General features: G+C 62.1%; 14 protein-coding genes. 2 read left to right on the forward strand and 12 right to left on the reverse strand.

Annotated features, from left to right (window positions below; genetic code table 11):
- Positions 1–54: 54 nt before the first annotated feature.
- The 8 genes from ACM530_RS23850 to ACM530_RS23885 form a co-directional block, all read right to left on the reverse strand.
- Positions 55–339: a DUF6124 family protein gene (locus ACM530_RS23850; RefSeq protein WP_416363314.1), complete on the reverse strand. Its 285-nt coding sequence runs from the start codon at positions 337–339 to the stop codon at positions 55–57.
- Between the two features lie 1,429 nt (positions 340–1,768).
- Positions 1,769–3,409 carry a BatD family protein gene (locus ACM530_RS23855; protein ID WP_416363315.1) on the reverse strand — a complete coding sequence of 547 codons (1,641 nt, stop codon included), beginning with the start codon at positions 3,407–3,409 and terminating at the stop codon, positions 1,769–1,771.
- On the reverse strand, positions 3,406–5,145 hold the full coding sequence (locus ACM530_RS23860) for a tetratricopeptide repeat protein (RefSeq protein ID WP_416363316.1): 1,740 nt from the start codon (positions 5,143–5,145) through the stop codon (positions 3,406–3,408). The genes ACM530_RS23855 and ACM530_RS23860 overlap by 4 nt, the downstream gene beginning before the upstream one ends.
- On the reverse strand, positions 5,142–6,230 hold the full coding sequence (locus ACM530_RS23865; protein ID WP_416363317.1) for a vWA domain-containing protein: 1,089 nt from the start codon (positions 6,228–6,230) through the stop codon (positions 5,142–5,144). Before ACM530_RS23865 ends, ACM530_RS23860 begins: the two co-directional genes overlap by 4 nt.
- The gene (locus ACM530_RS23870; RefSeq protein ID WP_145166030.1) at positions 6,223–6,717 is read right to left on the reverse strand and encodes a DUF4381 domain-containing protein; all 495 of its coding nucleotides are present in this window, start codon (positions 6,715–6,717) and stop codon (positions 6,223–6,225) included. The genes ACM530_RS23865 and ACM530_RS23870 overlap by 8 nt, the downstream gene beginning before the upstream one ends.
- A complete protein-coding gene (locus ACM530_RS23875; protein WP_094952755.1) occupies positions 6,714–7,646 on the reverse strand; it encodes a DUF58 domain-containing protein in 933 nt (310 codons plus the stop codon). Before ACM530_RS23875 ends, ACM530_RS23870 begins: the two co-directional genes overlap by 4 nt.
- A gap of 5 nt (positions 7,647–7,651) precedes the next feature.
- Entirely contained in the window at positions 7,652–8,611 is a 960-nt protein-coding gene (locus ACM530_RS23880; RefSeq protein ID WP_034106117.1) for an AAA family ATPase, read from the reverse strand.
- A gap of 258 nt (positions 8,612–8,869) precedes the next feature.
- A complete protein-coding gene (locus tag ACM530_RS23885; protein WP_262207708.1) occupies positions 8,870–9,223 on the reverse strand; it encodes a hypothetical protein in 354 nt (117 codons plus the stop codon).
- A 480-nt stretch (positions 9,224–9,703) separates the two neighbouring features.
- On the opposite strand from ACM530_RS23885, the gene ACM530_RS23890 reads away from it, so the two are divergent.
- Entirely contained in the window at positions 9,704–14,572 is a 4,869-nt protein-coding gene (locus ACM530_RS23890) for an NAD-glutamate dehydrogenase (RefSeq protein WP_242198293.1), read from the forward strand.
- 641 nt (positions 14,573–15,213) lie between these two features.
- On the opposite strand, the gene ACM530_RS23895 is transcribed toward ACM530_RS23890, so the two are convergent.
- The 3 genes from ACM530_RS23895 to ACM530_RS23905 all read right to left on the reverse strand — a co-directional run bounded on the left by ACM530_RS23895 (position 15,214) and on the right by ACM530_RS23905 (position 18,103).
- On the reverse strand, positions 15,214–15,900 hold the full coding sequence (locus tag ACM530_RS23895; RefSeq protein ID WP_416363318.1) for a GntR family transcriptional regulator: 687 nt from the start codon (positions 15,898–15,900) through the stop codon (positions 15,214–15,216).
- Positions 15,901–15,917: 17 nt separating this feature from the next.
- Complete coding sequence (locus tag ACM530_RS23900) at positions 15,918–16,619, reverse strand: FadR/GntR family transcriptional regulator (protein WP_416363319.1); 702 nt, start codon at positions 16,617–16,619, stop codon at positions 15,918–15,920.
- Between the two features lie 158 nt (positions 16,620–16,777).
- Positions 16,778–18,103: a C4-dicarboxylate transporter DctA gene (locus ACM530_RS23905; protein WP_416365117.1), complete on the reverse strand. Its 1,326-nt coding sequence runs from the start codon at positions 18,101–18,103 to the stop codon at positions 16,778–16,780.
- A gap of 216 nt (positions 18,104–18,319) precedes the next feature.
- Here ACM530_RS23905 and ACM530_RS23910 point away from each other — a divergent pair, with 216 nt between their 5' ends.
- The gene (locus tag ACM530_RS23910) at positions 18,320–18,949 is read left to right on the forward strand and encodes a DNA-3-methyladenine glycosylase I (RefSeq protein WP_416363320.1); all 630 of its coding nucleotides are present in this window, start codon (positions 18,320–18,322) and stop codon (positions 18,947–18,949) included.
- Between the two features lie 138 nt (positions 18,950–19,087).
- On the opposite strand, the gene ACM530_RS23915 is transcribed toward ACM530_RS23910, so the two are convergent.
- On the reverse strand, positions 19,088–19,489 hold the full coding sequence (locus ACM530_RS23915) for a cupin domain-containing protein (protein WP_416363321.1): 402 nt from the start codon (positions 19,487–19,489) through the stop codon (positions 19,088–19,090).
- Positions 19,490–19,534 lie beyond the last annotated feature (45 nt).

Genomic DNA, 19,534 nt, shown 5'->3' on the forward strand with positions numbered 1-19,534 from the left:
TTTGACTGAAAGACCGAGGTGCCTGTATCGCAGGCACGCCAGCGCCCACAGGGGTTATGCGGCGTGCAGGCAGTTCAGCGCGCGGTCGGCCAAGGTTTTGGCGTTGTTGATCAGGTGTTCGGTGGCGCTCGCCATGTCGCGTTCATCGCCGAGCAGCGTTTGCGTGGTGCTGGCCGCGGTGGCGGCGGCGCAGCGCAGCAGGTCGCAGATTTGGGCCAGGGCGTCTTCGAAGCTGAGGTCGTGATGGGCGACGAAGGACGGCAGTGAGTCGGGTTGCAAGTAATGGCGCAGGGCACGCTCAAAAATTTCGCGGGGTGGGTCGGGGACGATTTTGTTCATGAATAAGCTCCTACTAGATTGGGGAGCCACCCTGTGCCGTTTCCACACGACGAATTGGGTGGCAGCCATACGCGGGGTGGAAAACCGAGTAGTAGGACTCGGCCAGACCGAAGTCTGCCCGCGTACAGCCGCCATTGAGCGTTTTCATACGATCATGACGCCTACTCGTTCACAGGTTTCCACACCCGATCGCTGATATGCAGCGACGGAGCGAAGGCTAGCCAGTGGGGTGAGCAGGCGCAAGGCCGAAGGATTGTCTAGGAAACTTCCCGCAAATTAAAGGGATGTGGATTGCTGGCCTTTAACAATGCGTGTCGATCAGGCGGCACTGATCTACCGTGGGGGCGGGGGTGGTTGAGTACATATCCGTTGCTGCGGTCACGGCGGCTGGCGGTTCCGCTCTTACAGCGGGTCACTTTTGGCAAACGCCCCAAAAGTAACCAAAAGGTCTTTGCCCCACCACTCGGTGCCTCGCCTAGGCTCGGCATGCCCTCACTCCGGCTTGAATCCGTGGGCCGCCGCGACGGGCCATCCATGGCCCAACACGGCTAACCCGGCGTCCTGCCGGGTTACCCACGGATTCAAGCCTGCGTTCGGCCAGCGTGGTTGACGGGGCCTGTCAGATCAAAAGCAAGATCAAAAGCAGAGCACGGCGGCCTGACAGCCGACCTGAGTGGTAGAAGCAAAAGCGGATCAAAAGCACAGCAACACATGATCCATCTGATCCATCTGATCCACTGAGATCCAAATGTGGGAGCGGGCTTGCCCGCGAATGCGGTGTGTCAGTGACACATAAGCTGACTGACCCACCGCCTTCGCGAGCAAGCCCGCCCCCACAATTTGACCGAGTTCAGCCTCCACCACCGCACTGCTTTGCTTTTCTGTGGGAGCTGGCTTGCCTGCGATGCAGGCACCTCGGTGTATCAGTGACACACAGTTGATGCCATCGCAGGCAAGCCCGCTCCCACCTTTGATTGAGTTCAGCTTCCAGAATCAGGTCGGCTGTCAGGCCGCCTCGCTTTCGCTTTTGATCTAACCACTCAGGTCGGCTACTAGGCCGCCGTGCTTTTGCTTTTGATCTTGATCTGCTTTTGACTTTGATCTTAGGCGCCCCGTTAAACCACGCTGGCCTCGCGCAGGCTTGAATCCGTGGGTAACCCGGCAGGACGCCGGGTTAGCCGCGTTGGGCCATGGATGGCCCGTCGCGGCGGCCCACGGATTCAAGTCTGCGTGAGGGCACACCGAGCCTAGGCGAGGTGCCGAGTGGTGGGGCAAGAGCCTTTTGGTTACTTTTGGGCTCTTTTCAAAAGTGACCCGCTGTAAGAGCGGAACCGATACCCGCCATCACCCAAATAACGGATATACACCCAGCGACCCCGCGCCAACCACGGTCCAAACAGCATGGGTAAATACACCGCACACCCAGGGCCTACTTGGGATACAGCGGCGGCAAGCTGGTGGTATCCGTCGCCGGGTCTTGCTCTCGCTCGGCGACCGGGATGGCCTTGACCGCACGCCAAAGGTCTTCACCCAACCAGAAATGACCACTTTCGCTGTAGAGCGCACCATTCAACCCGTCCAGCGCATCGGACAACGGCACAAACCGCGCCGCCATGTCGGCCAAGGTCTCCGGCTGTTGCCGCGCCCAGGCATCCAGCGCCTGACGCGTGGCCTGTGGGTCGTTGGCCTGAGTGGCGCGCTTGAGGTCGTCGAGCAGTGAGCGCGGGCTCGGGCCCGTTTGAGCGGCCCGTTGCACGGCCGGTTGCCGACGCGCACGCCACCACAGGCCGAAGCCCAGCAGCGTGGTGCAGGCAAAGATCAACGTGCTGAGCTGCCACAGCCACAGGCGGTCATCGTCTGGTGCGGTGATCACGGTCGGCGTGGCGGGGGTGTCGACCACCAGGCTCGGGTTGGTCGCCACCTGCAGCGTGCGGGCAGGCAGGCTGGTGCGTTCGAGGTGGTCTTCGTGGGTGTTCCACCACACCACCTCGACGGCAGGCAGTTCGATGGCGCCGGCGCGGGTCGGCACCAGGGCTTCGCGGTCTTCGCGGCTGGCGGTCAGGCCGTGGTCGTTGTTCTGATTGCCCAGTACCGGCTGGTCGGGGTAGCGGCGCAGGCCATTGATGTCGGTACTGGGCAGGGCCGGCAGCTGCGCGCTGGACAACCCTTCGGCCTTGACCGTGAGGCTGCGGGTCAGCGAGTCACCGACTTGCACGTGCTCAGGCTCTGGGTTCCAGGCTTGCGTCAGGCTGAGGCTGCGGGCCGGTATCCACGGCGCGTCGGCCGGGTACAGCGCCGGCTTGGGTTTGACCGTCAGCGCAATTTCGGCTGAGCTGACGTGAATCAGCTTGCCCGGCTTGGTGCCCTGCAGCGTGTTTTCCTGCGGCGGACGCGATTCCACCAGCGTGGCGCTGAAGGTCTGCCCTGGAATCACCAAGGCGCCGCTGTGTTGCGGGTAGATCGCATAGCGGGTTTCGATCACGCCATGGCGAATGCTGTTGATGACTTTTTCATAGGTGCGCGACTCGCCCAATTGCTCGATGCGCGCATCGGGAATCTGCAACGGCGTGAGGCTGCTGTCGTCATACAGCGACACCGAGTGGTACACGCGCACGGTCAGCAGCGCCTGGGCCTGGACGTACACGCTGCTCTGGTCGAGGTTGGCCTCGATGAACACCGGGGCCAGTTCGGCGCTGGTGTTCTGGCTCGCGGTTTCGACCACCTGCAGGCTGATCGGCTGGGTCTTGAGCTCGCCCACTTGCAGCGGCGGAATCACCACGGTGCCGTTTTCCTTGGGCAGCAGGGTGATGATCCAGCGCGTGGTGGCGTGATTGTCGCCGCCCAGGGTGGTCAGTTGGTTGATCTGGCGGGTGCCGCTGACTTCAAACTGCGCATCCAGCGGCGCCAGGTCCGGCTTGCCGAATTGGGTGACGTCGCTGGACTCGACCGTCAGTTCCACCGTTTCCCCGGAATTGAGGCGGCTGCGGTCGACGCTGGCGACCAGGTTTGCCGCCTGGGCGTGGCCTGCCGTTAACGCGAGCAGGAGCAGAAGGGTGGTGCGGCGGCTCATCGAGTCTTGTCCTGATGTTGTTGCTGTTCGTACCAGAATTTGCGCCGCAGCAGTTCGCCGGGGTTGTCCGGGATCTCCCGCAGCCATTGCTCCAGGGCCTGGCGATGTTCGCCGTCAATGTTGGCATCGGCGGGGCGCAGCGGCGGGGTGGTGGTGTGTTCATCACCCAGTTCGCTGCCCGGTACGTCGTTGCCGCCAGCTTTGGGCGTGCTGCCGGTCTGGGTATCGCCGGTGCCGGCCTCGCCCTGGCCTTGGGGCGATTGTTCGCCACCCGTGGCACTTTGCCCGCTAGTGCCCGGTTGCGCAGTTTGGCCGGGTTGGGTGGTTTCGTCATCTTCCTTTTTTGCCGGCTTGGCGGGCTCGGGCTGGGCCTTTTCCTGAATCAGGGTTTCGACCAGCGCTTTGTTTTTCAACGCCGGTTGCAGGTCAGGTTGGGCTTCCAGCGCCTGTTCGTAGGCATCAATCGCGGCTTCCAGTTCGCCGGACTTGGCCAGGGCATTGCCGCGGTTGTAGTGGGAATAGGCGTCATTGCTCAGCGCAAAACGCTTGATCGCCTCGGCGTAATTTCCCGCCTCGTACAAGGCAACGCCCTGCCATTGCGGGTTTTCGAAGTGTTCGGCGGCTTCGGCCGGGCGTTTTTTCTTCAGCAGGTACTGGCCCTGTTGGTCGGGACGCAGCCACAGGTCCTGGAAATCGAAGGCATAGCTGGGCTGCGGCGCGCCCATTAACAGCAACGGCAGGCAGAACAGCCAGCCGCGGCGCCCGGCGCAGGCCGCGAGCAGCAACAGTGGCAGCAGCAGCCAATAACCCTGGTCGGCCCAGGCATCGAGGTGCAGCAGTTGGCCGTCGTTGCGCAGGTTCTGCGGGCCATCGAGCAAGTTGAGTTGGCGCAGGTCCTTGTCGTCCAGGCGCGCGGCGCGGTAGCGGCCGCCCATTTCGCTGGCAAACGCCTTGAGGGTCGGGCTGTCGAGGCGCGGTACCAGAATCGCGCCCTGGTCGTCCTTGAGGAACTCGCCGCTTTCCTGGGTCACCGGCGTGCCTTCGCGGCTGCCGATGCCGAGGATCGACAAGCTCGGCGCCTGGGCCCCTTGCAGCTGCAGCCGAATGCCTTGGCGCTCCTGCTTGGACAGCGATGAGCCCACCAACAACAGGCGCCCTTGGCCCAGACCGCCTTGCTTGAGCAAGCCCAGGGCCTTCTCCACGGCGAGGTCGGCGCGATGGCCTGGCTCGGGCATGATCGAGGGGCGCAGGGCTTCGAGCAGGTTGCGGCTGGTGGCCAAGTCATCCGACAGCGGCACCAGCGTGTGGGCGCTGCCGGCATACACGACGATGGCGGTCGGTGCATCGGCGCGTGCCTGCAGCAAGTCATACAGTTTGCGCCGAGCTTGTTCGAGGCGATTGGGCGGGCTGTCGGTGGCAAGCATTTCCGGGGTCAATTCCAGCAGCACCACCAGCGGGTCGGCGGGTTTCTGGCTGGACTGTTCAACCCGTTGCCAGCTGGGGCCGAGCAACGCCAACACGGCCAGCAGCCAGGCGATGCCCAGCACCACCCACGGCGATTTGCTCTCGCGGCCATTGCCGCCACTGAGCAGCACCGCATGAAACGCCGGCGGCAAAATGATCTGCCAGCGCCCGGCGCGCTTTTGCCGATGCCACAGCTGCCACAGCAGCCAGCCGAGCAACGGCAACAGCACTACGCACCAAGGGCGGAACCAGTGCGGCCAGAGGTCGATCATCGACGCCTCCGCAATCGCAGGCGTTTGAGGCGCTGACGCCATTCAGGGTGCTGTTGCAGGAAATTGCCCTTGGTCGAGAGTTTATGCAAGGCGCGTTGCAGCGCGTTGTTGGGCCAGCGTTCCTGGATCACCAGCAACAGGCTCAGAACCAACGCAAGGGCCAACGGCGCGCTGTACAGCGCCAGGGCCGGACGCGCCTGGGTCGGTTGCTGGGCAACGGGCTCAAGCTGGTCGAGGGTTTGCTTGATCTTGAGCAACTCGTCGCCGTCGCGGGCGCGGAAATAGCGGCCACCGGTGGCGTCGGCGATGGCCTTCAACGCGGGTTCGTCGAGGTCCAGGCTCGGGTTGACGCCCAGAATGCCCAGGGAACCGGTTTGCGCCGGATCGGCGCCGATGCCGATCGGGTAAATCTTCACGCCTTCTTCAGCGGCCAGGCGCGCGGCGGTCAGCGGGTCTATCTGCCCGGCGTTATTGGCGCCGTCGGTGACCAGAATCAGCACGCGGCTTTGCGCCGGGCGCTGGCGCAGGCGTTTCAGGGCCAGACCGATCGCGTCGCCGATGGCGGTGTTCTTGCCGGCGATGCCGATGCGCGCTTCGTCGAGCCAGGCGCGCACGGTACGCCGGTCAAAGGTCAGCGGCGCTTGCAGGTAGGCCTGGCTGCCAAACAGGATCAGGCCGACGCGGTCGCCTTCACGGCTTTCAAGGAAGTCGCCGAGCAAGTGTTGCACCAGGCTCAAGCGGCTGACGTCCTCGTCCTGCCAGTGCATGTCGGGGAAGTCCATCGAGCCGGACACGTCCACCGCCACCAGCAGGTCGCGGCCGCTTGCGGCAATCGGCAGCGGCTCGCCGAGCCATTCCGGGCGCGCGGCGGCGGTCAACAGCAGCAACCACATCACCACAAACGGCGCCTGTTGGCGCCAGCCGGGCAGGTTGACGCGTGCGCGGCGGCGGGCCAGGCCTTCGAGGTCGGCGAGGTAGCTGACCTTTAACGCCGGCTCACCGCTGTCGGCCACCGGCAAGACCAGTCGCATCAACCAGGGCAATGGCAACAGGGCGAAGATCCACGGCCAGGCGAACTCAAACATGTTTGCGAATCCAGGTGTCGACGGCTTGGGTCAGGCCGGCGATGGCCTTGTCGTCGAGTTTGCATTCGGGTTTGTAAGCGCCTTCCACCAGTACCATCCAGCGCGTGAGGCCGGCAGCCGGGCAGCGGTTGTCGAGGAACGCCAGCCATTTGCGGCCATTGAGGGTGTGGCTCTGGCTGTAGGGGTAATCGTTGCGGCATAGGCGCTTGAGCAGGCCGTTGAGTTGCTGCAGCCAGGCACCGGCGGGCGCGCCGTCGTAGGGTTTGGGCATCAACGCCAGCTCGGCGAGGGCGGCGATGCGCAGTGGGTCCAGCGGTTGTTCGGCGCGGGCCACCGGGCGGCGCTTGGGCAGCAAACGGCGCAGCGACCACAGCCCCCAGCCGAGCAGCGGAATCACCAGCAGCAACAGCCACCACCCCGGCGCAGGCGGCCAGAAACCGATCGCCGGCGGGGCGATCAAGGGTTGCAGTTGGTCGAGGCTGCTCATTGCTTTTTAACCGGGCGTTGCGGGTTGAGGTATTCGCGCAGTTGCTCGACCATTTCGCTTTGCGTGCTCAACGGCATCAGCAGGATTCGCAGCTTTTGCGCCAGCAGCTCCCAACGCGCGATGCGGGCTTCGGCCTGGGCTTTGTAGGCCTGGCGCAAGTCAAAGTTCAGCGTGTCGAGTTCCAGTTGTGCGCCTCGCTCGGCAAAACGTAAGAGCCCGGCGGCGGGCAGGGCGTGGTCCAGCGGGTCTGAAATCGGCAACAGCAGCAGGTCGCAGTGCCGAGACAGCAGGCTGAGTTGTTGCTCTGCGCCTTCGGTCAGCGCGCGCTCGTCGCAGATCACAATCACCAGGCTGCCTGGGCGCAGCACTTCGCGGCCACGGCGCAGCGCCATGCCCAGCGCATCGGCTTCGGGGCGGCTCTCGGTGTTCAGGCTCTGGTTGACGCGCACCAGGCGGTTGAGCAGTTGCAGCAGGCTTTGTTTGCTGCGCCGGGGTTTGATTTCGTAGTGTTCGTTGTCGCCAAACACCAGCCCGCCGACGCGGTCGTTATGCCCCAGCGCTGCCCAGCCAATCAGGCTGGCGGCTTGCGCGGCGAGCACTGACTTGAACATCTGGCCAGAGCCGAAAAACAGCCGACAACTTTGCTCAACCATGATGAAAATCGGGCGTTCGCGCTCTTCGTGGAACAGTTTGGTGTGCGGCTCCTGGGTGCGCGCCGTGACGCGCCAGTCGATGGTGCGCACGTCGTCGCCGGCCTGGTACACGCGCACCTGGTCGAAGTCGACGCCACGCCCACGCAGCTTGGAATGGTGCAGGCCGATCAGCGGGCTGCGCTGGCTCGGCGTGGAAAACAGCTGCACTTCGCGCACGCGGTGGCGCATCTCAATCAATTCGCTGAGTGTGACGCGGATGCCATCGCTTGCGTTCATGGGGTTCAAGCGACGGCAACGACGTCGAGAATGCGTTGCACCACACGGTCCTGGTCGATGCCGGCCGCTTCCGCTTCGAACGACAGGATGATGCGATGGCGCAGCACGTCGAACAGCACCGCCTGGATGTCTTCCGGGCTCACAAAGTCGCGCCCGGCCAGCCAGGCGTGGGCACGCGCGCAGCGGTCCAGAGCGATGGAACCACGCGGGCTGGCGCCGTAGGCGATCCACTCGGCCATCTCCGCGTCGAACTTGGCCGGGGTGCGGGTGGCCATGACCAGCTGCACCAGGTATTCCTCCACCGCGTCGGCCATGTACAGGCCGAGGATTTCCTTGCGCGCCGCGAAGATTGCCTGCTGGCTGACGCGGCGCTCGGGTTTGGTTTCACCGTTGAGGGCTTCGCCGCGGGCTTGTTGCAGGATGCGCCGTTCGACGGCAGCGTCCGGGAAGCCGATCTTGACGTGCATCAGGAAACGGTCGAGCTGGGCTTCGGGCAGCGGGTAGGTGCCTTCCTGCTCGATGGGGTTTTGCGTGGCCATTACCAGAAACAGCGGCGACAGGTCGTACGTGCTGCGGCCCACGCTGACCTGGCGCTCGGCCATGGCTTCGAGCAATGCCGACTGCACCTTGGCCGGCGCACGGTTGATTTCGTCGGCCAGCACCAGGTTGTGGAAAATCGGCCCCTGCTGGAACACGAAACTGCCGGTTTCCGGGCGATAGATCTCGGTGCCCGTGATGTCGGCGGGCAGCAGGTCGGGGGTGAACTGGATACGATGGAACTGCGCTTCGATGCCTTCAGCCAACTCTTTGATGGCCTTGGTCTTGGCCAGGCCCGGTGCGCCTTCGACCAGCATGTGGCCGTCGGCCAGCAGGGCGATCAGCAGGCGATCAATGAGTTTTTCCTGGCCGAGAATCTGCGTAGAAAGAAAAGTTCGCAGCGCGAGCAGCGCTTCACGATGTTCCATCGATGACGGTTCCTGGAGAGATTGACCGGGCGTTGATAAAAAGCGCCGGGCCTGGGGCGCTTACTTTAATGCATCGAGGGGGGTGGCGACTAACGGCGTGACGGGTATTTTTGGCAAATCTTGTAGGAAATTTGTATGGGAACAGGGTCAATGTGGGAGGGGGCTTGCCCCCGATAGCGGTGGATCAGTTTTCACATCTGTGACTGAGCGACTGCTATCGGGGGCGAGCCCCCTCCCACATTTGATCGTTGGTGCAGCTTAGATTCGGGTGAACGTACCAGTGCCCTTAAGAATGTTCTGCAAGGTTTCCTCAACTTCAGCCAAATCCGACGCGGCAGTGGCGTGGGTAATTTCCAGCTGATCCTTGCCCCCCAGCGCATCGGCATCGCCGGCGGCCAGCTCAATCAGCAACGTTGTGTCGCTCAAGGTGACTTTCAGGCCATCCAGGGTCGACGGCTCGTAATCCCAGGTCAGTTCGACTTCCTCTTCATCCGGATAACGGGTGAGCATGAACATCTCGCCGTTTTTGCCGTGGCAGCAGAGCATGGCCATGTTGTCTTCTTCGTCGTCGCACGGGGTGGCCATCAGTGCGTCAGTGTTCAGTTGCAGCATGGGAAATCCTGTCTGGGGGAGGGCGCAGCGCGCCAATTGTGCCATTGCGGCGAATTTTGTGCTGCATCGTGTGTCAGACGCAGTGCATGACCTGACGGGCAATACCAGTCACTTTCGGTACTCGCGAGCTTGAAAGCAGGCGGTTTTTCCTCGGAAAAATCCGGGTTGCTCAAGTCGCAACCCCAAGCCTGCGTACCGATGACCGAATATGTCGCAGCGTCGCAAGCAGCTGTCTTCCTACACTCGTTAAGCTGCGCAACGGATGTGCCCTGTGCCGGGAGTCTGACCTGCCCGTCGTACCGTCGCCCTGCACGGTGTACATCTTATGGAAGTTGTATGTGACCTCATTGTCTTGTCCAGCTTCACCCACCTGTCACTCTGAATTCGTTACTGTAGACCGCGAACAGAGCTGACGGTCTCCCCGCAAGGGGATAACACGCGACGCTTCCATCAATAACAAGCCCAAGCGGAGTACCACAGATGGCGTTCTTCACCGCAGCCAGCAAGGCCGACTTCCAGCATCAACTGCAAGCGGCACTGGCGCAGCACATCAGTGAACAGGCACTGCCACAAGTGGCGCTGTTTGCTGAACAATTTTTCGGCATCATTTCCCTGGACGAACTGACCCAACGTCGCCTTTCCGACCTGGCCGGTTGCACCTTGTCTGCCTGGCGCCTGCTTGAGCGCTTTGATCACACCCAACCGCAGGTGCGGGTCTACAACCCCGATTACGAACGTCATGGCTGGCAATCGACGCACACCGCGGTCGAAGTGCTGCACCATGACTTGCCCTTCCTGGTCGACTCGGTGCGTACCGAGCTGAACCGTCGTGGCTACAGCATCCACACCCTGCAAACCACCGTGCTCAGCGTGCGCCGTGGCAACAAGGGCGAGTTGCTGGAAATCCTGCCTAAAGGCACCCAGGGCGAAGGCATTCAGCAAGAATCGCTGATGTACCTGGAAATCGACCGCTGCGCCAATGCCGCCGAACTGAACGTGCTGAGCAAAGAGCTTGAGCAGGTGCTGGGCGAAGTGCGCGTGGCCGTGGCTGATTTCGAACCGATGAAAGCCAAGGTCCAGGACCTGCTGGCCGGTATCGACGCCAGCCAGTTCAGCATCGACGGCGAAGAAAAAGCCGAGATCAAGAACTTCCTCGAATGGCTGGTGGGCAACCACTTCACCTTCCTGGGCTATGAAGAGTTCGTGGTACGTGACGAGGCGGACGGCGGGCATATCGAATATGACGCCAATTCCTTCCTCGGTCTGACCAAGCTGCTGCGTGCCGGCCTCACCGCCGAAGACCTGCGCATCGAAGACTACGCCGTGGCTTACCTGCGTGAGCCGACCGTGCTGTCGTTCGCCAAGGCCGCGCACCCAAGCCGCGTGCATCGCCCGGCGTACCCGGACTATGTGTCGATCCGCGAGATCGACGCTGACGGCAAGGTCATCAAGGAACACCGCTTCATGGGCCTCTACACCTCCTCGGTGTACGGCGAAAGCGTGCGAGTGATTCCGTACATCCGTCGCAAGGTCGCGGAAATCGAACGCCGTTCGGGTTTCCAACCCAAGGCTCACCTGGGCAAAGAGCTTGCTCAAGTGGTTGAAGTGCTGCCGCGTGACGACCTGTTCCAGACCCCGGTCGACGAACTGTTCAGCACCGTGATGTCGATCGTGCAGATCCAGGAACGCAACAAGATCCGCGTGTTCCTGCGCAAAGACCCGTACGGTCGTTTCTGCTACTGCCTGGCCTACGTGCCGCGCGACATCTATTCCACCGAAGTGCGCCAGAAGATCCAGCAAGTGCTGATGGATCGCCTGAAAGCCTCGGACTGCGAATTCTGGACCTTCTTCTCTGAATCGGTATTGGCCCGTGTCCAGCTGATTCTGCGGGTTGACCCCAAGAACCGCCTGGACATCGACCCGCTGCAACTGGAAAAAGAAGTGGTGCAGGCCTGCCGCAGCTGGCAGGACGACTACTCCAGCCTTGTGGTCGAAAGCTTCGGCGAAGCCCAGGGCACCAACGTGCTGGCGGATTTCCCGAAAGGCTTCCCGGCCGGCTACCGCGAGCGTTTTGCCGCGCATTCGGCCGTGGTCGACATGCAACACCTGAACAGCCTGACCGAAGCCAACCCGCTGGTGATGAGCTTCTACCAGCCGCTGGGCCAGGTTTCCGGCCAGCGCGAACTGCATTGCAAGCTCTACCACGCGGATACGCCGCTGGCACTGTCCGACGTGTTGCCGATCCTGGAAAACCTCGGCCTGCGCGTGCTGGGTGAATTCCCGTACCGCCTGCGCCATGCCAATGGCCGCGAGTTCTGGATTCACGATTTCGCCTTCATCGCCGCCGAAGGCGTGAACCTTGATATCCAGCAGCTCAACGACACCCTGCAGGACGCATTCGTGCACATCGTGCATGGCGATGCCGAAAACGATGCGTTCAACCGCCTGGTACTGACTGCCGGCCTGCCATGGCGCGACGTGGCGCTGCTGCGTGCCTATGCGCGTTACTTGAAGCAGATCCGCCTGGGCTTTGACCTGGGCTACATCGCCAGCACCCTGAACAACCACACCGACATCGCTCGCGAGTTGACCCGGTTGTTCAAGACCCGCTTCTACCTGGCGCGCAAGCTCACCGCCGACGACCTGGAAGACAAGCAGCAACGCCTGGAACAAGCGATCCTCACCGCCCTGGACGACGTTCAGGTGCTCAACGAAGACCGCATCCTGCGTCGCTACCTGGACCTGATCAAGGCCACCCTGCGGACCAACTTCTACCAGACCGACGCCAACGGCCAGAACAAGTCGTACTTCAGCTTCAAGTTCGACCCGCGCGCGATTCCTGAGCTGCCCAAGCCGGTGCCGAAGTTTGAAATCTTCGTCTACTCGCCGCGTGTTGAAGGCGTGCACCTGCGCTTTGGCAACGTGGCGCGTGGCGGCCTGCGCTGGTCCGACCGTGAAGAAGACTTCCGTACCGAAGTGCTCGGCCTGGTAAAAGCCCAGCAAGTGAAAAACTCGGTGATCGTGCCCGTGGGCGCGAAGGGCGGCTTCCTGCCGCGTCGCCTGCCATTGGGCGGCACCCGCGACGAAATCGCGGCCGAGGGCATCGCCTGCTACCGCATCTTCATCTCGGGCCTGTTGGACATCACCGACAACCTCAAAGACGGCGCCCTGGTGCCACCGGCCAACGTCGTGCGTCATGACGACGATGACCCGTACCTGGTCGTGGCAGCGGACAAGGGCACTGCGACCTTCTCCGACATCGCCAACGGCATCGCCATCGACTACGGCTTCTGGCTGGGCGACGCGTTCGCTTCCGGTGGTTCGGCCGGTTACGACCACAAGAAAATGGGCATCACCGCCAAGGGCGCGTGGGTGGGTGTGCAGCGTCACTTCCGTGAGCGCGGCATCAACGTGCAGGAAGACAGCATCACGGTGGTCGGCGTCGGCGACATGGCCGGTGACGTGTTCGGTAACGGCTTGCTGATGTCCGACACGCTGCAACTGGTTGCGGCCTTCAACCACCTGCACATTTTCATCGATCCAAACCCGAACCCGGCGACCAGCTTCGTCGAGCGCAAGCGTTTGTTCGAGCTGCCGCGTTCGGCCTGGACCGACTACGACACCAGCATCATGTCCGAAGGCGGCGGTATCTTCTCGCGCAGCGCGAAAAGCATTGCCATCTCGCCACAGATGAAAGAGCGCTTCGACATCCAGGCCGACAAGCTGACCCCGACCGAGCTGCTGAACGCCTTGCTCAAGGCGCCGGTGGACCTGTTGTGGAACGGCGGCATCGGCACTTACGTCAAGGCCAGCACCGAAAGCCATGCCGACGTAGGCGACAAGGCCAACGACGCGTTGCGTGTCAACGGCAACGAGCTGCGCTGCAAGGTGGTGGGCGAGGGCGGTAACCTGGGCATGACCCAACTGGGCCGTGTGGAATTTGGCCTCAATGGCGGCGGTTCCAACACCGACTTCATCGACAACGCCGGTGGCGTGGACTGCTCCGACCACGAAGTGAACATCAAGATCCTGCTCAACGAAGTGGTGCAGGCCGGTGACATGACCGACAAGCAGCGCAACCAGCTGCTGGCGAGCATGACCGACGAAGTCGGCAACCTGGTGTTGGGCAACAACTACAAGCAGACCCAGGCCCTGTCCCTGGCTGCGCGCCGTGCCTACGAGCGTGCTGCCGAGTACAAGCGTCTGATGAGCGACCTGGAAGGCCGTGGCAAGCTGGACCGCGCCATCGAGTACCTGCCGACCGAGGAGCAGCTCACCGAGCGCGCCTCCAGCGGCAAGGGCCTGACCCGTCCGGAGCTGTCGGTGTTGATCTCCTACAGCAAGATCGACCTCAAGGAAGCCCTGCTCAAGTCGCTGGTACCGGATGACGACTACCTGACCCGTGACATGGAGACCGCGTTCCCACCGAGCCTGGTCGCCAAGTTCGGCGAAGCCATGCGTCGCCATCGCCTCAAGCGCGAGATCGTCAGCACCCAGATCGCCAACGACCTGGTCAACCACATGGGCATCACCTTCGTGCAGCGACTCAAAGAGTCGACCGGCATGAGCCCGGCGAACGTGGCCGGTGCCTACGTGATCGTGCGTGACATTTTCCATCTCCCGCACTGGTTCCGTCAGATCGAAGCCCTGGACCACCAGGTTTCCGCTGACGTGCAACTGGAGCTGATGGACGAGCTGATGCGTCTGGGCCGCCGTGCCACGCGCTGGTTCCTGCGCAGCCGTCGCAACGAGCAGGACGCTGGCCGTGACACCGCGCACTTCGGTCCGCACCTGGCAGCGCTGGGCCTCAAGCTCGACGAACTGCTGGAAGGCCCGACCCGCGAAGGCTGGCAGAACCGCTACCAGGCCTACACCGAAGCGGGTGTGCCAGAGTTGTTGGCGCGCATGGTTGCAGGCACGACTCACCTGTACACCCTGCTGCCAATCATCGAAGCCGCCGACGTGACCGGGCATGACGCCGCCGAAGTGGCCAAGGCCTACTTCGCCGTCGGCAGCGCTCTGGACTTGCCATGGTACTTGCAGCAGATCAGCGATCTGCCGGTGGCCAACAACTGGCAGGCCGCGGCCCGCGAAGCCTTCCGAGATGACGTGGACTGGCAGCAGCGCGCGATCACCATCTCTGTTCTGCAAATGGCCGACGCGCCACACGACATGGAAGCCCGTGTGGCACTGTGGCTTGAGCAGCATCAGGACATGGCTGATCGCTGGCGCGCCATGATGGTCGAAATCCGTGCTGCGGTCGGCACGGACTACGCCATGTATGCAGTCGCCAACCGTGAACTGCTGGACCTGGCGTTGAGCGGTCAGTCGGTGCTGCAATCGGCTTGATCCTGCGGTAAAACAAAAGCCCCCGTATCGTGAGATGCGGGGGCTTTTTGTTTCGCCACGCTTTACCAGACACCCTTGGCCACGTGTGGCAGCTGGCTTGCCTGCGATGGCGGTCTTTGAGTGAAAGATGTGCGAACCGACCCACCGCGATCGCAGGCAAGCCAGCTCCCACAATTGGATCTTTGTACGATCGATCTACGAAGTAATGCTTAAAGGTGGCCGGTAAGGCTAATTCTGCGCATTGGACCTGGCATGGTTAAATGGGGGCTGTGCTCAACACAATCAGATCAAGCGAGGGTGTATGCGACTTTGTATTTTCTCGGGTTCAAGCGCGGGCCGATTGCCGGTGTATGCGCAAATGGCGGCTCAATTGGGTGAGGCGCTGGCCAAGGCGGGTATCGGCCTGGTCTACGGTGGCGCCTCGGTCGGCTTAATGGGGCTTTTACGACGGCCTGGCCACGTTTCTCGACTCGGTTGTCAGTGAGGCGTTTCTAAAACCCGTGCACCGCAACATGCTGATCGTGGAACCGAACGTGGAGCGTTTGCTGGCTGCCGTGTTGAGTTATCAGGCGCCCAACGTGCCCAAGTGGATCAGGCGAGAAGACACCTGATGCCGCAGGCAACCGACGCGGTGGCGAGCGTCAGTTGAGCGTGAGCAATTTCGCCTCCAGATGATCCAGGTGCTGGGTCATCAGGCCGATCGCGCGGTTCACATCGCGTTGTTCCAGCGCATCCACAATCGCCACATGCTCCTGCCACGCGCAGTACGTGCAGGCGTGTGCCTCGTATTGGGCAATGATCAATGAGGTCAACGGCACCAGGCTGTTGAGGAACTGCGCCAGGGGCGCGTTGTGTGCCATCGCGGCCAATTGCAGGTGGAACTCCCCGGACAGGCGAATCGCCGTGGCGCGCTGGTCGCGGTCAATACAGTCACGTTCACCGGCGATCAACTCACGTAACTGCCGAATGTGCGCGGGTGTGGCCTGGGCACAGGCCAGCTGCACCACGGTAACTTCCGTCATTCGCCGCGCTTCCAGAATCTGCCGCGTCTGCTGGGCGTCCGGCGCAGCCACTTGGGCGCGCTGATTGGGGCGCAGGATGATCACTTGCTGATGGGACAGTTTGGCCAGTACGCGTCGAATCACGCTGCGGCTCACACCAAAGGTTTCGCCCAGACCTTCTTCGGTAAACCGGCTGGCGGGGGCGATGCGTTGTTCGAGGATGGCATCGAACAAGCGCGGGTAGATGTCGTCCACCGAGGGCTTTTTACCGGTCACAAGGCGCAGGGCCGGGAGAATGGGATCGCGTTGCAGCGCGTGGGCGGTCATGGCCGGTCTCCAAAAATTCAGCTGCCCAGATGGTCGTCCGGGATGTTCAAGCGAATGCCCATGCGCAGGCCTTCCTGGAGGATGTGCCGACGCATCTCGGCACTGGCCAGTGCACTGTTCTTGTTGCGGATGGCGCGCACCACGGCTTCGTTCTCTTGCAGACGCTCGGCAAGATGTTCCGGCGAGTTGCGCAAGACTTGCGCGCTCAGCTTGAGGGCGTTGCTGGTTTGCTGCACCACGTTCTGGAAGATCGGGTTGGACGTCAGCGCGAACAGTTCTTCGTGAAAGCCGATGTAGGCGTTCATGCCGGCTTCGGCGTCACCGGCATCCAGGGCTTCGCGCATGTCCATCAAGGTCAGGCGCAGCTGGCCGACCTCCTTGCTGCTGATGGATTGGGCAACCAGGCCGACGATGAAGGGCTCGAGGGTGTAGCGCAGTTGCAGGATATCTTCGAGGCTGGCGTCGGCCACGGCGTCGCTGGACTGCGGTTCGCTGATGCTGTTTTCCAACACCACCACGCCCTTGCCGGGCATCGAGCGCACCAGGCCAAGGGTCTCCAGCACGATGACCGCTTCGCGCAGGCTCGGGCGGCTGATGCCCATCTGTTCGGCCAGTTCACGCTGGCCGGGCAGCATTTCTCCACGCCGCCACTGGCCACGCTTGAGTGCGGCGCGCAGTTTTTCTACGACTGAATTGACGACGGTTGAGGTGCTGATCACGTCTACGTCTCCTTGATGGTGCGAATACAATGGCCAAACTGGCGACGGTCAAAAGGTGGGAGCGGGCTTGCTCGCGAATGCGCAATGTCAGTCACCCCATGTGCAAGCTGAACCTGCACCTTCGCGAGCAAGCCAGCTCCCACAGTTGGATCGCGTTGCTAGAACTCCTGATGCGCCGGCAGCACCGGCTTCTTGGCCTGGAAGGCATAGCCTTGCTGACCGTCGAGCACCTTGTTGGCGCGTTGGATATCGATGTCTTTTTCCCAGCGGGCAATGGCTACCGTGGCGACGCAGTTGCCGATCAGGTTGGTCAATGCACGCCCAATGCCCATGAACCAGTCGACCGCCAACACCAGCACCAGCCCGACCACCGGGATCGCCGGGATAGCGGTGAGGGTCGCCGCCAGAATCACCAGTGCCGAGCCCGGAATCCCATGGGCGCCCTTGGAGGTAATCAGCGACACCAGCAGGATGGTCAGCAAGTCGGTCATCGACAGCGGCGTGCCGGTGGCGTTGGCGATGAACACGATGGCCAGGGTCAGGTAGATCGAGAAGCCGTCGAGGTTGAACGAATAGCCCGTCGGAATCACCAGGCCTACGGTCGAGCTGCCAATACCCAGGTGCTCGAGTTTGCGCATGATCTGCGGCAGTACCGCATCGGAGGAGGCGGTGCCCATCACGATCAGCAGTTCTTCGCGCAGGTACTTGAGCAGCGGCAACATGCGCAGGCCGGACACGCGCATCACCAGGCCAAGCACCACCGCGACAAAGACAAAGCAGGTCAGGTAGAACAACCCTACCAGGCTGCCCAGGTGTTGCAGCGAATCCAGGCCATAGGTGCTGGTGGTGAACGCAATGGCGCCGAACACGCCGATCGGCGCCAGGCGCACGATCATGCCCATGATGCGGAAGATCACGTGGCTCAGCTCGTTGATCAACCGTGAAATGCCCGAGGCGGCTTCGCCCACCAGGTTCAGCGCGCTGCCGAACAGCACCGAGAACAGCAACACTTGCAGCACGTTGTTGTCGGCGAAGGCGCCGATCACCGAGTTGGGAATCAGGTCCATCAGGAACTGGCTGGTGCCGCGGATGTGCTGGCCTTTGTCGGCCAGTTCATTCAGGCCGGCGGAGGACAACTGCTCAAGGTGAATATTGGCGCCGGTGCCGATGCCGGTACTGAACGCCATGACCAGGCCGATCACCAGTGCGACGGTGGTCAGCACTTCAAAATAGATCACTGACTTGAGGCCGATGCGCCCGACCTTCTTCAAGTCGCCGGCACCGGAAATACCGCTGACCACCACGCAGAATACGATCAGGCCAATCAGCATTTTGATCAGCTTGATAAAGCCGTCACCCAGGGGTTTGAGTTGCGAGGAGAATTCGGGAAGGGCCAGGCCGCAGATAATGCCCAGCATCAGGCCAATCACGACTTGCAGGAAAATCGAACGCGAGCACCATCTGAGCATGGGAGGGATCTCTATTCGGTGCCCTGGTGGTTCCAGGGCTTAATTTTTGTGGTCTTACCGGTAAGTCCAGTGCGCGGCCAGTCTACGCCGGGTTTTTTTGAAATCACAAGTAAATAATCGGCGGTTGACAGTTCCCGGTCTGACCAGTTGGTCGGCAAGCGTGATGCTTGAGCGGTTGGCGGGCTGGAAAAAAATTCGCTTATCATCGCGGCTTGATTCGCGAGGTGATTGATGGACGCACCAGGACTGACCACGGACGCCACAGGGCAGACCCATTGCACCTGGCGCACGGCGGCGCCGGAATACCCGCGCTATCACGACCACGAGTGGGGCGTGCCGGTGGCGGATGATATTCAACTGTACGAGAAGATTTGCCTGGAAGGCTTTCAGGCCGGCATGGCGTGGATCACCATCCTGCGTAAGCGCGAGCAGTTTCGGGCAGCTTTCGAGGGCTTTGATTTTCGCCGCGTGGCGCAGTACGGCGAGGCGGATATTGACCGCCTGATGAAAGACCCCGGCATCGTGCGCAATCGGGCCAAGATCGTCTCCACCCTCAACAACGCGCGCAGGGCGTGCGAACTGGTGGATGAAACCGGCTCGTTGGCCCATTGGATATGGGCGTTCGAGCCAGCCGAGGAAGAGCGCCCGGCCGTGGTAGACATGGCTTACTGGACCGGCAACCCAACGTCGCCGGCGTCGGTGCGCTTATCCAAAGCCTTGAAAAAACGCGGCTGGACCTTTGTCGGCCCCACCACCATGTATGCGTTGATGCAGGCGATGGGCATGGTCAATGATCACCTGGAAGGCTGCGCTTGCCGAGCGCAGATCGAGGACCTGCGCCGCCAGTTCAAACGCCCCTGAATCCTTGGATCAAACACCCTTCAAACTGTGGGAGCTGGCTTGCCTGCGATGGCGTTGAGTCAGCCAACACATCTGTTTCTGATGTACTGCTATCGCAGGCAAGCCAGCTCCCACAATTCAGTTTTGTGGTGTGGCTGGTTACTGCGGCAGCGGCGTCAGCACCTCAGCCTTGTCATCCAGCACCATCACCACCAGCAGCTTGGCCGGCTGGGTCTGGCTGGCGTTGCTTGATTCAAAGTGTCGCGAGCCGGCCGCTTCATAGAACGACTCACCGACCTTGTAGGTAATCGCCTTTTCATCGTTGACCCGCGAGGTGATCTCACCCTCCAGCACATACGCCACGGCAGTGCCGGTGTGGCTGTGCGGCACGGTGGCCTGGCCGGGGGCGTAATCGACGGTGAGCATGATGGTTTTCTTGCCGGGCACGTTGGTCAAGGCATGTTCCTGCAGCACCTTGATGGATTCCTGGTTGTAAACCGGCTCGTGGGCGAGGGCGCTGAGCGAGGTGAGCATCAGGGTGGCAGCGAGCAGTCGTTTCATGATGAGGTTTCCGAGAAGTTCGAGACCTCTTCACCCTACGCCGCC

The sequence above is a fragment of the Pseudomonas sp. NFX183 genome (genome assembly GCF_047943075.1).
Lineage (GTDB): Bacteria > Pseudomonadota > Gammaproteobacteria > Pseudomonadales > Pseudomonadaceae > Aquipseudomonas.

What these genes read in the sequence shown, in the direction of transcription:
- ACM530_RS23850 (WP_416363314.1), bottom strand. Translation starts at nt 339, where the DNA reads ATGAACAAAATCGTCCCCGACCCACCCCGCGAAATTTTTGAGCGTGCC.
- ACM530_RS23855 (WP_416363315.1), bottom strand. Translation starts at nt 3,409, where the DNA reads ATGAGCCGCCGCACCACCCTTCTGCTCCTGCTCGCGTTAACGGCAGGC.
- ACM530_RS23860 (WP_416363316.1), bottom strand. Translation starts at nt 5,145, where the DNA reads ATGATCGACCTCTGGCCGCACTGGTTCCGCCCTTGGTGCGTAGTGCTG.
- ACM530_RS23865 (WP_416363317.1), bottom strand. Translation starts at nt 6,230, where the DNA reads ATGTTTGAGTTCGCCTGGCCGTGGATCTTCGCCCTGTTGCCATTGCCC.
- ACM530_RS23870 (WP_145166030.1), bottom strand. Translation starts at nt 6,717, where the DNA reads ATGAGCAGCCTCGACCAACTGCAACCCTTGATCGCCCCGCCGGCGATC.
- ACM530_RS23875 (WP_094952755.1), bottom strand. Translation starts at nt 7,646, where the DNA reads ATGAACGCAAGCGATGGCATCCGCGTCACACTCAGCGAATTGATTGAG.
- ACM530_RS23880 (WP_034106117.1), bottom strand. Translation starts at nt 8,611, where the DNA reads ATGGAACATCGTGAAGCGCTGCTCGCGCTGCGAACTTTTCTTTCTACG.
- ACM530_RS23885 (WP_262207708.1), bottom strand. Translation starts at nt 9,223, where the DNA reads ATGCTGCAACTGAACACTGACGCACTGATGGCCACCCCGTGCGACGAC.
- ACM530_RS23890 (WP_242198293.1), top strand. Translation starts at nt 9,704, where the DNA reads ATGGCGTTCTTCACCGCAGCCAGCAAGGCCGACTTCCAGCATCAACTG.
- ACM530_RS23895 (WP_416363318.1), bottom strand. Translation starts at nt 15,900, where the DNA reads ATGACCGCCCACGCGCTGCAACGCGATCCCATTCTCCCGGCCCTGCGC.
- ACM530_RS23910 (WP_416363320.1), top strand. Translation starts at nt 18,320, where the DNA reads ATGGACGCACCAGGACTGACCACGGACGCCACAGGGCAGACCCATTGC.
- ACM530_RS23915 (WP_416363321.1), bottom strand. Translation starts at nt 19,489, where the DNA reads ATGAAACGACTGCTCGCTGCCACCCTGATGCTCACCTCGCTCAGCGCC.